16 protein-coding genes are annotated in these 14,903 nt (G+C 61.9%); 13 read left to right on the top strand and 3 right to left on the bottom strand.

Annotated elements, in window-relative coordinates:
- Positions 1–523 precede the first annotated feature (523 nt).
- The 12 genes from RR842_RS01355 to RR842_RS01410 all read left to right on the top strand — a co-directional run bounded on the left by RR842_RS01355 (position 524) and on the right by RR842_RS01410 (position 10,318).
- Complete coding sequence (locus tag RR842_RS01355) at positions 524–1,423, top strand: peptidase A24 (RefSeq protein WP_332728847.1); 900 nt, start codon at positions 524–526, stop codon at positions 1,421–1,423.
- Between the two features lie 137 nt (positions 1,424–1,560).
- Positions 1,561–1,794 carry a hypothetical protein gene (locus tag RR842_RS01360; RefSeq protein WP_332513697.1) on the top strand — a complete coding sequence of 78 codons (234 nt, stop codon included), beginning with the start codon at positions 1,561–1,563 and terminating at the stop codon, positions 1,792–1,794.
- Between the two features lie 61 nt (positions 1,795–1,855).
- The gene (locus tag RR842_RS01365) at positions 1,856–2,335 is read left to right on the top strand and encodes a hypothetical protein (protein ID WP_332513695.1); all 480 of its coding nucleotides are present in this window, start codon (positions 1,856–1,858) and stop codon (positions 2,333–2,335) included.
- Positions 2,332–2,838 (top strand): pilus assembly protein, encoded by a 507-nt coding sequence (locus RR842_RS01370; RefSeq protein WP_332513693.1) that lies wholly within the window; start codon positions 2,332–2,334, stop codon positions 2,836–2,838. Before RR842_RS01365 ends, RR842_RS01370 begins: the two co-directional genes overlap by 4 nt.
- Positions 2,835–3,500, top strand: coding sequence for a hypothetical protein (locus RR842_RS01375; protein WP_332722509.1), 666 nt, complete (start codon positions 2,835–2,837; stop codon positions 3,498–3,500). Before RR842_RS01370 ends, RR842_RS01375 begins: the two co-directional genes overlap by 4 nt.
- Positions 3,497–4,384, top strand: coding sequence for a Flp pilus assembly protein CpaB (cpaB, locus tag RR842_RS01380; RefSeq protein WP_332565218.1), 888 nt, complete (start codon positions 3,497–3,499; stop codon positions 4,382–4,384). The genes RR842_RS01375 and cpaB overlap by 4 nt, the downstream gene beginning before the upstream one ends.
- The gene (locus RR842_RS01385) at positions 4,377–5,693 is read left to right on the top strand and encodes a CpaF family protein (protein ID WP_332728849.1); all 1,317 of its coding nucleotides are present in this window, start codon (positions 4,377–4,379) and stop codon (positions 5,691–5,693) included. Before cpaB ends, RR842_RS01385 begins: the two co-directional genes overlap by 8 nt.
- Positions 5,694–5,705: 12 nt before the next feature.
- Positions 5,706–6,674 (top strand): type II secretion system F family protein, encoded by a 969-nt coding sequence (locus tag RR842_RS01390; RefSeq protein WP_332728850.1) that lies wholly within the window; start codon positions 5,706–5,708, stop codon positions 6,672–6,674.
- 251 nt (positions 6,675–6,925) lie between these two features.
- Positions 6,926–7,630 (top strand): type II secretion system F family protein, encoded by a 705-nt coding sequence (locus tag RR842_RS01395; protein WP_332728851.1) that lies wholly within the window; start codon positions 6,926–6,928, stop codon positions 7,628–7,630.
- Positions 7,631–7,640: 10 nt separating this feature from the next.
- Positions 7,641–9,593: an RICIN domain-containing protein gene (locus RR842_RS01400; protein ID WP_332728852.1), complete on the top strand. Its 1,953-nt coding sequence runs from the start codon at positions 7,641–7,643 to the stop codon at positions 9,591–9,593.
- A 54-nt stretch (positions 9,594–9,647) separates the two neighbouring features.
- Positions 9,648–9,833, top strand: coding sequence for a type II toxin-antitoxin system HicA family toxin (locus RR842_RS01405; protein WP_332513700.1), 186 nt, complete (start codon positions 9,648–9,650; stop codon positions 9,831–9,833).
- A gap of 26 nt (positions 9,834–9,859) precedes the next feature.
- A complete protein-coding gene (locus RR842_RS01410; protein ID WP_332513681.1) occupies positions 9,860–10,318 on the top strand; it encodes a type II toxin-antitoxin system HicB family antitoxin in 459 nt (152 codons plus the stop codon).
- A 158-nt stretch (positions 10,319–10,476) separates the two neighbouring features.
- Here the strand turns inward: RR842_RS01410 and RR842_RS01415 are convergent, their stop codons facing one another.
- The 3 genes from RR842_RS01415 to RR842_RS01425 are packed head-to-tail and all read right to left on the bottom strand — an operon-like array spanning position 10,477 to position 13,822.
- On the bottom strand, positions 10,477–11,706 hold the full coding sequence (locus tag RR842_RS01415) for an ABC transporter permease (protein WP_332521143.1): 1,230 nt from the start codon (positions 11,704–11,706) through the stop codon (positions 10,477–10,479).
- Positions 11,693–12,874, bottom strand: coding sequence for an ABC transporter permease (locus RR842_RS01420; RefSeq protein ID WP_332728853.1), 1,182 nt, complete (start codon positions 12,872–12,874; stop codon positions 11,693–11,695). The genes RR842_RS01415 and RR842_RS01420 overlap by 14 nt, the downstream gene beginning before the upstream one ends.
- 9 nt (positions 12,875–12,883) lie before the next feature.
- Positions 12,884–13,822 carry an ABC transporter ATP-binding protein gene (locus RR842_RS01425; protein ID WP_332553471.1) on the bottom strand — a complete coding sequence of 313 codons (939 nt, stop codon included), beginning with the start codon at positions 13,820–13,822 and terminating at the stop codon, positions 12,884–12,886.
- 121 nt (positions 13,823–13,943) lie between these two features.
- Here RR842_RS01425 and RR842_RS01430 point away from each other — a divergent pair.
- Positions 13,944–14,903 (top strand): histidine kinase (locus RR842_RS01430; protein ID WP_332565223.1); only part of this gene is annotated, 960 nt, incomplete at its 3' end.

A 14,903-nucleotide genomic window follows, 5' to 3' on the forward strand; every position in this document is an offset into this window, starting at 1 on the left:
TGGGGTATGCAGGAAGACATGTTGCGGTTCCGGACGGAGACGTCAGCGGGAGCTCTTTGCGAGCCGGGGCAGGAGATAAGAGGGGTGGCATGTCGCAGGAGTGTGTGCCACAGGAGTGCGTGTCACAGGAGCGTGTACAGCAGGGGTACACGCCACAGGGGTGCACGCCGCAAAGAGTGTCTGAGCAGGGTAGGAGGGTCGTGCAGCACGCGAGTCGCTCTGCTGGAGATGCCGCTTTCGACGGGGCAGGCTGGGTTGTTCGGTTCGAGCCGCCGGGATACGAGCCGAGTGCTGTTCGGCTGCCCTCTCCTGGCTCTTCGTGCCAATCGGGTGCCTTTGAGGGCATCGATGGTTCGGTACCTCGGATCGTGTTGGAAGGTACGGCGCAATCGCTGCCTCTGACGATCGGTATCGGTCCGACGTTTGGAGGAGGCGGTCGAGGCAGAAGCCTGCAGGCGGGATGCTCCGGCACGGTGGCAAAACACCGTGCCGAGCGAGATAGCTCCAGTCGAGAGGCAAGAGCATGATGCCTGCCTTTGCAGCTTTGGCCGTGGCCTGCCTCGGGATAGTGGCGGGATGGCTTGTCGTTCCGTGGGCGAGCAACGTGCTGCTCGGGCGTGCCTGTCGGCGTGCGGATTCGTGGTGGGACGACTCGTTGCGGGGGTATGCGGAATTCAAGAGGGCTCATGCGGGCAGCGAACCGGATGGCCGTGCTTCGGGGCTTGAGGGCGCGTTGGGAATATGGCGAGACGATGCGGCTGCCTCGGCTCTTTCGGGCTCGCTTACGGACGAGCGCCTTCGGGCGATGGGCGAAGCGGGGTTCGAGGTGGAAGGCCTGCCTTCGGCGGGGACCGACGAGGAACGTTCCCGTCGCTTTTCCGTCCAGGCGGGACGCGGCCAACGACTGCTCTGCGCAGTGCTCCTAGGAGCCTCCTTCTGTGCAGCCGCGTTCTTTGCGCCCAATATCGGCGCGGCTGCTGCGCTGTGCATGTGCGTCGGAGCTATGGCTGTCGCCCTTGTCTGCGATCTGCGTGCACGCACGATTCCGCTTGAGGCGTGTGCTGTGCTTCTGTTGGCGGGGGTGCTGTTTCAGGCGTTCGCTGCGGGGTTGGAAGGGGTGCTGTGTGGCGTTCTAGCCGCCCTCGCTCTAGGAGGCGCGGCGGTTGGTGCGAACCGCATGCTGCGTACGCGGTTTCCTGGCGGCGCGATCGGGCGCGGGGACGTGCGCTGCATGGGTGCGTTGGCGGTAGCCACAGGATCGGGAGCGATGTGCGGTTTCGCTGCCTGCTACGCGCTTGCCGGGCTTGCGGCGGTGCTTGGATGTGCGGCGAAGCGGATTGCGTGGAACGATGGCGTGCCTATGGCCCCGTTCCTTGCGGCGTGGCTTGCGGCCGGTGCGGCGACTGTCCTGGGCGCATCGTGAGACGGTGCTGCTTTGCTGGCTGCAAAGGTACGTCTGCAGTCCGGAAGGACTCGGGCAGCACTAAGAATATTTTATGTATGAGGGAGCTTGGATAGTCAAGGAAAGAGCGAAGAAAGCGAAGGAAAGGAACGATGAACATGAAGAACAAAGGTGCTGGAAGAAACGACATGAGCAAAGTGCGCGCGCTGATCGTGCGCGGGGAAGAAGGAGGCGGCTCGGAGATCGTGCAGACGGTGATTGTGCTGGGCTTCGCGGTCGGGCTTGGCGCGGCGCTCATGCTGCTGCAAGGCAACATCCAGACGGCTATCACGACGGCGGGGAGCAACATAATCGACCTGTTCTCCAAGGTTACTTCCGGTGCGGCCAAGTAACCGCCTGCTCCGCCGGCGCGCGGCGCGCTTCTCCCTGTTCCCCAGCGAGCGAGGGGGGAGCGTGGTGGTTGCTGCCGTGGCGCTGCCCTTGTTGCTGACATTTCTGCTTGCCCTTCTCGATATAGGGCGGGTCGTGTTCTTGGCGGCGGAAACCGATACTGCAGCTCATGCCGTGCGCTGCTTGGTAGAGGCGCAGGCGGAATCTGCCTCTCGTCCGGGTGATCTGGACAGATCAGCGAGGGAGGCTTCTCCCTCGCTGGGGGGAGAAGGCTTGGAGCTGGATATTGTGGCGAGTGTTGGGGAGGTCGAGCGCCGGGAGTACGGCCATAAGCTTTTCGATGGGAAAGAGCGTGCGTTTTTCGAGCGCTCGGCGCAGGTTTCGACGCGTCCTTTGGAGGTGACGGTCTCGGTTCGGGGTTATTACCTGACGCCGGTCGGCGCGCTGATCGCTCAAGCGAGCGGAGTGCCGGACGCCTCGTTTTCTTGCAAAGCGCACGTTCGAGGACTGGTCGACGAGACGATCGAAGGAGGTGCCTGGTGAACCGATGCGAGCGGGGGAGCGAGGTGGTGCAGGCGGTTGTCGCGGTGCCGTTGGTGCTGCTGGTGGTATTTGCTGTGGTGCAGATGGGCGGCATGATGCTCTCGACGCATCGGCTGTCTGCCGATCTGGTACGCGCCTGCCGGCAGATGGACACTGCGGGTCTTCTGCTTGCCGGGGACAAGGAGGCGTATCTCAAAAGCGAACTGCTTGGCCCCGCGTCGCAGCTGCAGCCCGAACGCCTGCGCGTCGAGCATGTCGAGTTCAAACTCGATCAGAGAGAAGGGTCGGAGAACGTGCCGGGCACCACGGAGGCTTCGCCCTCAGGGGGCCGCTCGTCTTCTATCGGGCAACGCACAAGTATCGCAAAGGTGTCGTTCGATGTGGTCTACGAGATGCCGTCGTTGATGGCGTTTCCCGGATTGTCGGGGCAGGCGGTCTCGCGGCACCTTGCGTGCACGCGGGTCGAGGGCCGGGTGGTGGAAGTAGAGGTGAATGAGCTATGACCAGGGTGGTCTTGCACTTGCGCCAGCACGCGGGATGGCATGCTGGCAGGGAAGAGCGCGGCACGATAGCCCCGCTGGTTGTCATGTCGGCCCTTCTTCTGCTCGCGGTGCTCGCCTTTGCCGTCGACCAGGGCATTGCGTGTGCCGTGAAGGTGCGGCAGGAGAACGCGCTCGATGCGGCCCGCGATGCCTGCATGGCTCCTTCATTTGCTCTTGTCGCCAAAAACGAAGGCAATCCGGGTCATGTTGTCGCTTGCCGGTTCGTACAGGTGCTACGTGAAGAGGGAGTCGAGGGATCGGTATCCGTGTGGTTCTACGAGGCTCCGAGGGAAGATGTACCTCCTTCCCGCCGAATCTGGGGCATAGGGGTGCAGGTCCAGGAGGCTTCCCCCACGATATTTAGCCAGGGCTTCGGTATAGCCTCGCTGCCTGTTGCGTCGAAGCGGGTTGTCGTGGCCGAGCCGTTTGCCGACGAGGTTACCTGGCGGCCGGATATCGATAGCGGTAACGGACGCTACGAGTGGGATGCCGCTGGGACGGTGGAAGCACCGACGTTTTTCGGCTTTGTCGAATTGAGCGAGTTTCCCGACGAGGTGGAAGATGCCGTGAGTACGGCTGTTTCGGCGGTGACGAGCGGGCAGAAGAGGAAAGAGAGGGCATGATCATGCAGCAAAGAAGAGGCAGCGGCGCGTCGTCGGGATATGCCAGTCGTGAAACCGTCGATCAGATAGCCTCCGACAGTGAAGGTGCCGGTTCCCGTCGCGTCCGAGCCGATGTCGGACAGGCGGTCCGCGAGCCGCGCGACAGCCAGAATCCCCGTCGCATTAAACGTCTGGCGGCTGTCGCGGCGACCTCGGTTGCCGTGGCGCTCGTGTCCGCAGCCTACGGGACATGGGCGGCGCTCTCGGCGCAGGCTGCTGTGGAGGCTTCTCAAGCCGATGCCCAGCCGACGCTGGTGGCCAAGAGTGATATCCAGGCAGGCGAGGAACTCAAGTCGTCGTCGCTTGAGGTGCGCATGGTGCCGCGCAGCCTGCGCATCGCGAGTGCCCTTCAGGGGGAGGTGCCTGCAGAGGGCGAATCGGTCGTCGGAAAGAGGGCGCTGGTGGCTCTGCCAGCTGGCTCGCAGCTTACGCCCTCGACGGTAGCCGGGGCTGCCGGTGGCGACCGCCTTGCTGCGTCGCTCGGTGCCGGCATGCAGGCGGTGACGGTGGGGGTGGATGCGGAATCGGGGCTTGCCGGGCAGCTGCGTCCGTCGGACCGCGTGCGGGTAGTAGCTTTGGAGGGGTCGGCGTCGAACGAGACCTATCTTGCCACGATCTGCGACAGCGCCCGGATTATGTCGCTTGATGCAGGCCAGTCGGGAGGTAGCGGGGGCTATGCCTCGGTTACTTTGGAAGTGACCCCTTCTCAAGCCGACGCCGTGCGGACTGCCCAGTACGCGGGAAAGGTCAGCTTCGTGCTGGTATCCGTGCTTGATGATCCGCTGGCCCAGGCCGATCCTCACTTGGGCGAGAGCGCGTCAGGTGAGGAGGACGTCGATGGATAAGGCGATCGAACGTGCGCTGAAGACCGCTGTGCGGGAAGAGGTTTCCGTCAAATTGGGAGAAGGCATTTCCGGGCCCGAGATGGTGAAGTCCCTTGTTGCCCTGGCGGTGAAGGAGCTGGGGTACGAATTCGGAATTCCGCTTGTCGTCCACGAGGCCGAGATCCTGACGCGTGCGATTATCGACGACTTCCTGTACTACGGTCCGCTTCAGCCTCTGCTTGAAGACGGGTCTGTCACCGAGGTTATGGTAAACGGCGGCGGGGTGGATCTAACGGCTTCGAGCCGCCCCTATCTGCCGCCCGTCGTCTACATCGAGAGAGCAGGCAGGCTGGAGCATCGTCCCGATATCGTGTTCGACGACGCGGAGCATCTGCGCCGTATCATCGACAAGATAGCCGAGCAAGCCGGCGTGCGCTGTGACGATGCGCATGCTATGGGATGCGCCATGCTGCCGGGAGGCAGGGTGCGGGCAACCTTCGTTGTGCCTCCGCTTGCCCCCGACGGCCCGGCTCTCAATCTGCGCCTGTTCAAGGCAGACTTGCTCACTATGGACGACTTGGTCCAAGCAGGGGCCCTTTCGTTCCCGATGGCAGACTTTCTGCGCTCGGCGGTAGCGGCGCGCTGCCCGATCGTCATTTCGGGAGGGACGGGTTCGGGCAAGACCACCTTGCTGAATGCGCTCTCGGGGTATATCCCCGCAAGCGAGCGCATCATCACGCTTGAGGACACGCCCGAGCTGAGGCTGCTCTCTCCGCATACCGAGCGCATGCAGACGCGCGAGGCTAACACGGAGGGCGAGGGTGCCGTGGGCATGCGCGAGCTGGTAGCGCTTGCGCTTCGGCGTCGTCCGGACCGGATCATTGTGGGGGAATGCCGCGGTGCCGAGGCTTACGACATGCTCCAAGCCATGCAGACGGATCACCCTGGATCGATGACGACGGTGCATGCGAACGATCCTGGCAACGCTATCAGCCGCTTGCGCACCATGGTGGGCTATGCCGACGGCGATTTGAGCCGCGAGGTGATCATGCAGCAGATCGCCGAATCGCTGCGGGGCGGTCTGATCGTGCATGTTGAGCGTTTGCAGGACGGCCGCCGAAAGGTTACCAGCATCGTCGCCGTCGATCCGCTACCCGAGGGAGGGACGGTCATTCCGCGCGCCGAGCTGTTCTCCTTCGAAGTCGAGGGCATCGACGAGGGCGGTGGAGTTGTGGGTTTGTGGCGTGCGTGCAACATACAACCCCAGTATATCAAAGAGCGTACGCGTGCGGCTGGAGTCTGGTACGACCCCGAGTGGTTCTTTTCGTAAAGGAGTGCGGTTATGGTCTATCTGGTCATATCGACGGCCATCGTGGTCGTATGCATGTTTCTCTGTGCCGAGGTGCTCGCACACGTCAGGGCAGACCGATTGGCGCAGCGCAGTAGGATTGTGACAGGTATCGGGGCGGATGCCGTACGCGTTTCGCCTGACAAGGATGCGCGGGCCTCGGTTGGCAGAGGTGCGGGGCTTTCGTGGGAGGCGGCACGCTCGCCTATGAAAAGGCGCGATACCCCGCTTGCACGGAGGCTCCGCGCAAGCGGTATCGATATCGATCCTGCTCTCTGGGTGGGTGCCGTCGTCGGTTTCGACCTGTTGTTTGCCGTGTTCTCCGTCGTGGCGAGTGGGACCCCTTTGCTCGGCGTTGTTGGTGCAGCGGTCGTTCTTGTTGCTCTGCACTTGTTCGTGAAGCGCAGGACGCGGAAACGTGCCGAATTGTTCGATGTGCAGCTTGCCCAGGCGCTTCCTCGCATTGCGGCCAGCGTACGCGGCGCCCTTACGCTCGAGCGCGCCCTGCGCGTTGCCGTTATCCATATGGAGGACCCCCTGCGCGAAGAGTTTGCGCGTGTGCTGTCCGATGCGGCCTGCGGCATGCCGCTGCATGAAGCCCTGTCCGCAATGGCCGCTCGTACGCAGAGCGACGACGTGAGAACGCTCGCGAATGCGACGAAGGTGCGCCATGGCAGCGGCGGCAGCGTTTCCGCTGTGCTGTCGATGATATCAAGTCGTGTGGACGCACGGCTCAAGGCGGCACGCGAGCTCAAAGTGGAGATTGCCGGTACGCGTATGGCCAAGTGGTTCGTTGCGGCAGCCATGCCCATCCTCTTCCTGATCATGTACGTGACCAATGCAGGTTTTGCCCGCTTCTATGTAGAGGAGCCCCTGGGATGGACGGTTCTTGGCGTGGCGGCGGTTATGGAGGTGGCGGGACTTCTCGCGTCGCACGGTATCACGTCCGTTGGCCGGCCATGATGGCGCTCGTAGTCTTGCTGGCCCTCGGAGGTGCCGGAGGATTCGCTCTCTACGAGTTCCTGGTGAAGAGGTACGCTCCGCCACGTGTCGGGCGAGGGGGAGTGCGTGCGGGTTTGTCACGAACGGAGAAGCCTGGCAGCGAAGCGCCTTCCACCCGAGGGGAAGGCGGCTTAGACGCGGTAGAGGCACGGGGGTCCTCGGTTCTTGCGATGCTCGTCTCTGCGGCGGGCCGCATCGAACGTGTGTTGCCGATGACCCGCTCGGATGGCGAGACGTATCGGGCTTTGCTTGCCCGAGCCGGTTGGTCCCTCGAGCCCGAGACTTGGCGTGGAGTACGTGTCGTCTGTGCGGCCTTCTTCGGTTTGCTTGCAGGTCTTTCGATAGCTGGGGCGGGCGGGGAGCCATTTTCTGCGGGCGCTTTGGTGGCTGTCGCCTCTGCGGTGGGATGGACGGCGCCTCGGGCGGTGCTCGCGCGTGCGGTTGTGATGCGCCGGCGTGCGATAGAAGCCCAGCTTCCTGATGCCATGGAACTTTTGGGCATTGCGATAGCGGCGGGGTCTCCGGTAGAGCAATGCTTTCGCGAGGTGGCGCAAAACGTCGGCCAACCGCTTGCCGGAGAATTTGAAGCAGTCGACCGGGAGGTGAACCTGCTCGGTCATTCGCGGGACCAGGCGCTCGGCCATCTCGCGCAGCGTTGCGCAAGCCGTGACGTATCGGCTTTCGTCACCCAGCTTGCCCTCGCCGTCAACCAAGGTTCGTCGATAGCCGAAAGCCTCTCTGCCCAGGCGGCATTGGCGCGGCAGACGGCCCAGGCGGCGCTGCTCGAACGCATTCGGAAGATGCCGACGAAGTTGGATGTGGTGCTGTCCTTTTGCTTTCTTCCGCCGACGATAGCGCTGGTCGTCGTCCCCACGGTGGCAGACCTTCTGAAGTTCCTCAACGATACGCTGCAGTAAGGAGTTTGCTATGAGAGAATGCCCAGGCGAGCTTCGTGCGAAGCAAACGCAGCAAAAGTGCATCATGGGGCGGCGGACGTTCCTTGGTTTGGGTGGTGCAGCTGCCTTGATGGCCTTGCTGGGCCCACGGGTCGCTTGGGGCGGTGTGGGCGGCGGTCCGTGGGGCGCTTATGGGGACACGGCGTTGCCGGGGGCCCATTTCGGCTATGATGCGGGCTGGTCGTATTCCTACGACGACTGCGTGTGGCTTTCGGCATCGTGCAACTGCACGGTCGGGCGTATGACGGAGCTGTTCATGGAGGTGAGCGTGGATGCCTATGTTGCCTGCGGCGGCATCTGGTATCCCACGTGGTCGCCGGATATGCCCGACACGCCGACGTACGCCTATATTCGCGATGACCCGGGCATCTGGCTTGCCTCGGCTTACTGGATTATCGACACGACATATGACCATGACTACTACGTGCGTATGACCGGCGCTTCTCTGCGCGTTGCGCGCCGGGCGGAAGATTGGCGGTGCTGGTGCGGGGCGGACATTAAAGGGCTTGGCGGTAATGCCCCCGGTACTCATTCTGTTGCCGAGGCTCCCCAGCAAGTTCCCCATCACGTCCTGGTGCACGATCGTTGGTGGCAGGGAAGGGTGGTCACCCTGCAGCCGCGGGCTGCCGAGCATCTTTTCGCGGGCGTTCCCGGCGCGGCGGTCGGCAACGGGTCGAATGTGGCGGCATGGTCGGCCTCGCAGATGACGGATCAGCATTGGATAGTGTTGGAAAGCGCGTGGGGACGCAGCCGTCTCGTTTCCGTGCGCACGGGCCTGTCGCCCTTGGTTCTGGACGTTACCGGCGGCGTGTGGGACGACGGGGCGAACATGCAACTATGGGCCGATGCCGGCGTGTCGGCCCAATCGCACTGGCTTCATGACCGGGGGAACGGCTACCACCTGATCGTGCCCGAATGCTCGGGTTGCGGGGTCGATCTCTACGCAGGAGGGCAGGCGGACGGGACGAACGTCGTCCAATGGAACTGCTATAACAGCTGGGATAACGCAAATCAGCAGTGGAAGCTGTCGGAGCCGCTTTTCCACGAGCGCGATGTGGGGGCGATGGTCGTTTCCGGAGACCCGGAACCTGGCGGCGTGCTTTTGCCGGCCGATCCTGGCAAAACCTGTATTCCCGGCAACTACCCGAATACGTCGGGCATGTGCTATCGCTATATCTGGTATCGCGGGACGGAAGAGGAGCCGCTTCTCGAGATTGTCCAGCCGGAAAGCGAGCAGGCGGGCTATGCGGTGGTCGAAGCCGACGCGGGCTTCTACCTGACTTGCATCGTGAAGGCGTATACGAGTTTTGCCGAGGTGCCGTACCGGGGCGAGGTTGTGGCTCCTTCGGTGCTGGTGCGCTCATCGAAGGCGAGGGTAAGCTTTTTTGCGGACGGCGAGAGAGAGCCGTGTTTTCAGGTGGACGCAGATCGCCACCAGCCGTTTTACATCCCGCCCCAGGCGAAGGAGGCCGCAGTCAAACCCTATTGCGCCGGTTTGGACGGCTGGTATCAAGACCGAGAGTGTGTGGTTCTTTTTAGGGACGGGGACCTCGTCGAGGACGACCTCGACCTGTTCGCACGCAATCGGGTGACGCTCGACTACGCGATGGCTGACAGATCGTGCCTCGTCGCGCCCGTGCACGATTTCTTCCTTGATGAGGCGCTCTCGGTGTCTGCGCCGGCAGTGTCGGAGATGCTCCCGGCTTCGGAGATGCGGTTCTGCGGCGATCGCGTGACGTTCGCGCGTGGCCCCAGCGTCTGGTTCGATGATATGGGGCGTACGCGTGAAGCCTCCTGTGCTGCAGGGGCCTATGCCGACGCTGCTGCATCTGGTCCGCTTATGCGCTCGGCGCGCCTCACGCGCAACACGACAGCCTATCTGCTCTGGAGTACCCCGGCATACGACGGCATTGCCCTGTCATAAAACTAACTCTTGAGTAATATTTACGTTAGAGTTATATTAGAAGGGAAGGAAGGTATGCCGCCAAAACCATTCGAGATATATCGACAGCTACGAAAAGAGGGTTGGCGTGACGAAGGATGCAAAGGCTCGCACTGCAAGCTGAAGAAAGGCGATAAAACGATCGTTCTGCCCCTTCATCGCGCAGAGATTAAAAAAGGCTTGTGGGAGCGCATTCGCAAAGATGCCGGATGGCGCAGCTAGGGATAGGCTGGGCAAGGAGGTTTCGTATGTATTACGTGTATCCGGCTCTTTTCACGGAGGATGTCTCGGGTGGCTATAACGTTCAGTTCGTTGATTTCGAGAACGGCTATACCTGTGGTGACGACATAGCTGATGCTGCCGTGATGGCATCTGAGGTGCTCTGGCTGCTTATCGACGACTATCTTCAGCTGGACAAGCCCCTGCCGAAGCCGACCTATGCGAAGCCGGATGAAGGAATGCTCGTCGCGATTTCGATAGAGGTCGACACCGAGCGGGGCATGCTTACGACGCGGATGGCAGCTGGCATGTTGGGCGTGAGCACTGCCCGCGTTCGGCAGATGATCGGCACGGGACAGCTTGCCGCCAAGAAGAAGGGACGCGACAACTACGTGTACCTTTGGAGCGTGAAAGAGCGCCTTGCCAACCCGCGCTCTGCCGGGCGACCTCGCTCGAAGGACGTCGTAGCTGACAAGGTGGAAGCCTGAGCGGTTGTCCTGCTCGCCCATGTGGGGCGAGCAGGACAGTCCGATAAAGCGCCGATTAAGGGGTCACGCGATGCCGGGGTTGGGCGAGTTGCCTGTTGGTGGGTTTTCCGCAGCAGAGCAGCCTGTCCCCGTTAGCGTTCTCCCAAAGGGCTTCCCCGCTATACCGCCAGTGTGCTTGCGGCGGCGTTGCCGCCTGCATCGGCGCTCTTCAAGTGCAGGCGCCCTGCGGCAAGCGCCACGGCGAACAGGGCCACGGCGAACAGGGCCACGATGCCGAGGTTGCCCAGGATAGGCGCCATGGTTTCGAGCGTGACGTCAGTCAGGTGGATGGCTTGCCCCACGGCATCGTTGTACCAGTACGTGGGGATGAAATGCGAGAACGTCTGCACCTCGGGAGGAAGCAGCTCGATGCTGATCCACGCTCCGCCCAGAAACGACATCACCATACCTAAGATGTTGCCGACGGCATTCGCCACCATCTCGCTTGCACCCAACTGCCCCAGCAGAAAGCCGAGCGACAGCGGTACCAGCGAGAACACGAAAGCGCTGAAAAGGACCAGCGCCATGGCTGACGAGGGCACGCTTTCCAAGGTGTAGCCGAACGCCACCAGGCCGATACCGCAGGCAACAGCCCATACCGCCACCGTAACCAGCAGGCAGGCCGCCGCTTTCTGCAACCCCAGCTGCAAGCTGCTCATGGGTGCTACCAGGTTGCGCCGTCTCACCTCGGTGCGGTTGAACGCGCTCATGAGCAGGCCAACGCATACGACGATGGCCGCCGTCATGGTGTAGGTGCCCCACTGCAGGTAGAATGCGAAACGGTCGGCGGGGATGGCCCCGTTGGGTGTCTGCACCGTCTCGATAGCTGTCTTCTCGCTTGCGGCGGAGTCCGCGCGGGAGAGCACGCTTGTGGCCGAGGCGTCCGGCTCGAGAGCAGCTGCGGCGCGAACGAGGCCCACATACTGGTTCACTTGCTCGTCTACCAGCTGCCCGCCCATCGTCCCGAAACTGAACGTCGATTCCAGCACGGGTTGGTCGCTTCCCGTATGCGCGGCCTCCATAAACGCGCTGCCATATCCTTCGGGAACGACCAGCAGGTAGCGTACGAGTCCGGTGGCTACGGCATCCTGCATGGCGAACGAATCGTCTGCGACCTTGACCTGTTCGGCATTCTCATCAAGAAACGCGGTCAAGCTGCGGGAGAGTTCGCTTTGGTCGCGGTCGATGACGGCGAACGGAACTTTCGTGGCACTGAAGCTTTCCTCGGTTGACCCGGTGTTGATGCTCGAGGCGATGAACACGCCCATGCTGCTGAGAAACAGTACATATACCAATACATAGACGGGATGGCTAAAAACGACGCGCAGGGCGCACTTAAAGGCTTGCATAGCGCTGCCTCCTTATGAACAGGGACGATATCGCAAACAATGCGGCGGTCATGACCAGCAGGATGCCGAGCTTTCCGGCATACGGTGCGAGCGAATCGTAGTAGTACAAGCTGTAGAACGCATCAGCCACTACTTTGGCAGGGTTCAGGGTGGCAAGCACCGGAAACGAGCGCGCTATGTCGTCGGCCAGCTCCATGCAGGGCTCGCCGTAGAGTCCCGCGAACAAGGACAGCAGACACGTGGCAGCGGTGATCAAGCCTATTTTCACGTGCATGGTCACCTTGGGAAGCGAGCCTAAAAACGTACCGAACGCCGTAGTGAACAGTGCCGCAACGCCCAAAGCTACGATGCAGGCACCTTCGCGTCCGGCGAAGTCGACGTTCACGACGAAGCGCATGTACGAAAACGCCACCACTAAACACCCGAACACGATAACCCAGCTTGCCGACAGGGTGGCAGCAAGCGTCTTACCGCGGCTTACCGCGCCGATAGCACGTCGGGCACCCAGCGCCGAGAGGTTCGGCTGCGTCTTGCAGATGGCAATGAGGCCAATCTGCGAGCAGAACAGGCAAGCCATGCCCAAGAGCGCATAGTAATAACGCACCGATTGGACAGGAGCGGAAAAGGTAAGCGATACCTGTTCGGTAGCACTTTCGCGCGAAAGTGCTTCTTCCACAGCCGTGGGATTGGATAGCGCCATAGGGTTGTCCTCGGCGATGCGCTCCAGCAAATCGGTATTGCGCAGGTACGTGTCCGTGATAGTGTTGAGAATGGTGCGGTTGATCTGCTCTACGCCCAACCCTTCGGACATCGCTGCTACCGAGAGCAGGGGTGTTCCTTGCGCATCGATTGATAGAATGCCCGCTACCTCGTTGTTTTCCAGCGCCTTTTTAGCTTCGCTCATCGTGGCGAACGCGCGCACGTCGAGCAGTTGGTCGTCTCCTGGTTCGGCTAGTGCATTGAGGGTGTTCGCAAACTGCGCGGCTTTATCGTAGTTGCCGTCCTCCACTACGGCGGTGGGTACGGGCTCGAACGCGGTTGCGTCGTCAAGGTTCGCAAACATGAACAAGAACATGGTCGAAAGCAGAATAGGCAATCCAAGTGCCCAGATGAACAGCTCTCTGTTGCGCACCAGCATCGCGAGGGTGCCTTTGAATACGTTCCACATGGCGCCTCCCTAGTCCCGCAGCTCTTTGCCGGTGATTTCCAGGAACACGTCGTTGAGCGTCGGCGGCTCGGCGTAGATACGCCCTGTTGCCACGCCGTGTGTCGCCAGTGCACCCAGCACGTCGGCCACATTGTGCATGCCGTTGCCGCAACGTGCCTCCAGGGTGGTGCCGTCGAATGCCGCATCGATGACGGTGGGCAGGGCGTGCAACGTTGCCAATACCGCGTCGTCGACGGCATCCACTTCGATACGGATGCGCTCTCCCGTGCCTATCATGGCCTTCAGCTCGTCGTTCGTGCCGGTTGCCAGCGCATGCCCCTGGTCCATGATCATGATGCGCGTGCAGATCTCCTCGACCTCCTCCATGTAATGGCTGGTGTAGACCACTGTGGAGCCCTGCTCGTTCAAGCGCTGGATGCCTTCGAGGATGGCGTTGCGGCTCTGCGGGTCCACCGCTACCGTCGGCTCGTCAAAGAAGATCAGTTCGGGCTTGTGCGCGATGCCGCAGGCGATGTTCAAGCGGCGCAGCAGGCCGCCGGAAAGCTTGCGGGGACGAAACTTGGTGTAATCCTCCAAGCCAACGAAGGCGATGGCTTCTTCCACCAGATCGGCGCGTTTCATCTTGTCGTTTACGTACAGCGCGCAGAAGTAGTCGATGTTCTGGCGTACGGTCAGCTCCTCGAACACGGCTACGTTCTGGGGCACGATGCCGATCTTGCGCTTCAGGTCGTAGCGCGCAGGCCCCATGTTCTCGCCGAACAGGCGAATGGTGCCTTTGTCGTAGGTGAGCAGTTGCAGCATGCAGTTGATGGCGGTGGTTTTGCCCGAACCGTTCGGGCCCAGCAGGCCGAACACCTCGCCCGGTGCGATATTGAGGCTGAAATGATCCAGCGCGATCATGTCGCCGTAGCGCTTTACCAGGTTGTCGACGGCGATGATGTCTTTCATGGGTGGTCCTCTCTCGTGGATGCGGCGGTACGCCAAATGTCCGGCTTATCCGTCGCGAAACATCATTGCGCTCACGCTGCTTCTGCACCAGTGAGCAGCGTCATCGGTTGCCTGCGAGGGGGTGACAAATGTCACGAATTCGGCGAAGCTGCACTTGCCGTTGTTCGCACGCAGGGCGCGACCTGCTACCATAGGCACGGTGGAAAGAGTAATCGACAAGGCCATCGTAGCGGTGTGCTGTCTGGCATGTCTGGCTGTGCTGCCGTGGGAAGCGGGGCTATTGGTGGCGCTGCTCTGCGCCGTCGCTGCGACAGCGTTCGCAGAGCTGCCGGGCAAGCGGATTGCCTTGATTCCCGGCTTGGCGTATGCGGCGGTCGCTTTGGCGTTGCCGGCGTTTTCTCCGTTCCTTCCGGTGGTGGCTTACGACCTGTTCCGCAACGAGCATCCGCTGGTGCGTTGGTGCTGGACGCTGCCGGTACTTGCGGCTCTCGTGCGTCTGCCGGTCTTCGCTGCGATTATCGTGGTGCTTGCATGCGTGGTGTCTTGCCTGCTGTCGTTTCGCACGCGTCGTTCGATGGTGGAGCAGGCGGCATACCGTCGTTTGCACGACGACGTGCGCGAAGCGTCGCTCGCCCTTGAGGAGAAGAACCGCGGCCTGCGCGAGAAGCAGGATCTGGAGGTGCATTTGGCCACGCTGGCCGAGCGGGATCGCATCGCCCGCGAGATCCACGACAACGTGGGTCATCTGCTCACGCGCTCTATCATGCAGGTGGAGGCGTTGCAGGTGGTCCATCGCGACGACGAGCAGGTGAAAACCGAGCTTGCCCAGGTAGGTGCTACCTTGCATGAGGCCATGAGCACCGTGCGCGCCAGTGTCCACAACCTGCACGACGATGCCTTCGATCTGAGGACGCAAATCGAGGAGGCCGCTGCCGCTTGCGTGTCTTTGACGGTCGACATCGATTACCGTACGGGCGACTTGCCGACTGACGTGGGCTACAGCTTCATTGCCATGATACGCGAGGCGTTGTCGAATGCGGCGAAGCACGGCAACGCAAGTCGCGTGTCCGTATCCGTCACC

The sequence above is a fragment of the Gordonibacter sp. genome, from assembly GCF_036667095.1.
GTDB lineage: Bacteria > Actinomycetota > Coriobacteriia > Coriobacteriales > Eggerthellaceae > Gordonibacter.

Bases quoted from the DNA above. Each gene is read 5' to 3' on its own strand.
- RR842_RS01360 (WP_332513697.1), top strand. From the start codon at position 1,561: ATGAAGAACAAAGGTGCTGGAAGAAACGACATGAGCAAAGTGCGCGCG.
- RR842_RS01390 (WP_332728850.1), top strand. From the start codon at position 5,706: ATGGTCTATCTGGTCATATCGACGGCCATCGTGGTCGTATGCATGTTT.
- RR842_RS01400 (WP_332728852.1), top strand. From the start codon at position 7,641: ATGAGAGAATGCCCAGGCGAGCTTCGTGCGAAGCAAACGCAGCAAAAG.
- RR842_RS01385 (WP_332728849.1), top strand. From the start codon at position 4,377: ATGGATAAGGCGATCGAACGTGCGCTGAAGACCGCTGTGCGGGAAGAG.
- RR842_RS01405 (WP_332513700.1), top strand. From the start codon at position 9,648: ATGCCGCCAAAACCATTCGAGATATATCGACAGCTACGAAAAGAGGGT.
- RR842_RS01415 (WP_332521143.1), bottom strand. From the start codon at position 11,706: ATGCAAGCCTTTAAGTGCGCCCTGCGCGTCGTTTTTAGCCATCCCGTC.
- RR842_RS01355 (WP_332728847.1), top strand. From the start codon at position 524: ATGATGCCTGCCTTTGCAGCTTTGGCCGTGGCCTGCCTCGGGATAGTG.
- RR842_RS01375 (WP_332722509.1), top strand. From the start codon at position 2,835: ATGACCAGGGTGGTCTTGCACTTGCGCCAGCACGCGGGATGGCATGCT.
- RR842_RS01395 (WP_332728851.1), top strand. From the start codon at position 6,926: ATGACCCGCTCGGATGGCGAGACGTATCGGGCTTTGCTTGCCCGAGCC.
- cpaB (WP_332565218.1), top strand. From the start codon at position 3,497: ATGATCATGCAGCAAAGAAGAGGCAGCGGCGCGTCGTCGGGATATGCC.
- RR842_RS01420 (WP_332728853.1), bottom strand. From the start codon at position 12,874: ATGTGGAACGTATTCAAAGGCACCCTCGCGATGCTGGTGCGCAACAGA.
- RR842_RS01410 (WP_332513681.1), top strand. From the start codon at position 9,860: ATGTATTACGTGTATCCGGCTCTTTTCACGGAGGATGTCTCGGGTGGC.
- RR842_RS01425 (WP_332553471.1), bottom strand. From the start codon at position 13,822: ATGAAAGACATCATCGCCGTCGACAACCTGGTAAAGCGCTACGGCGAC.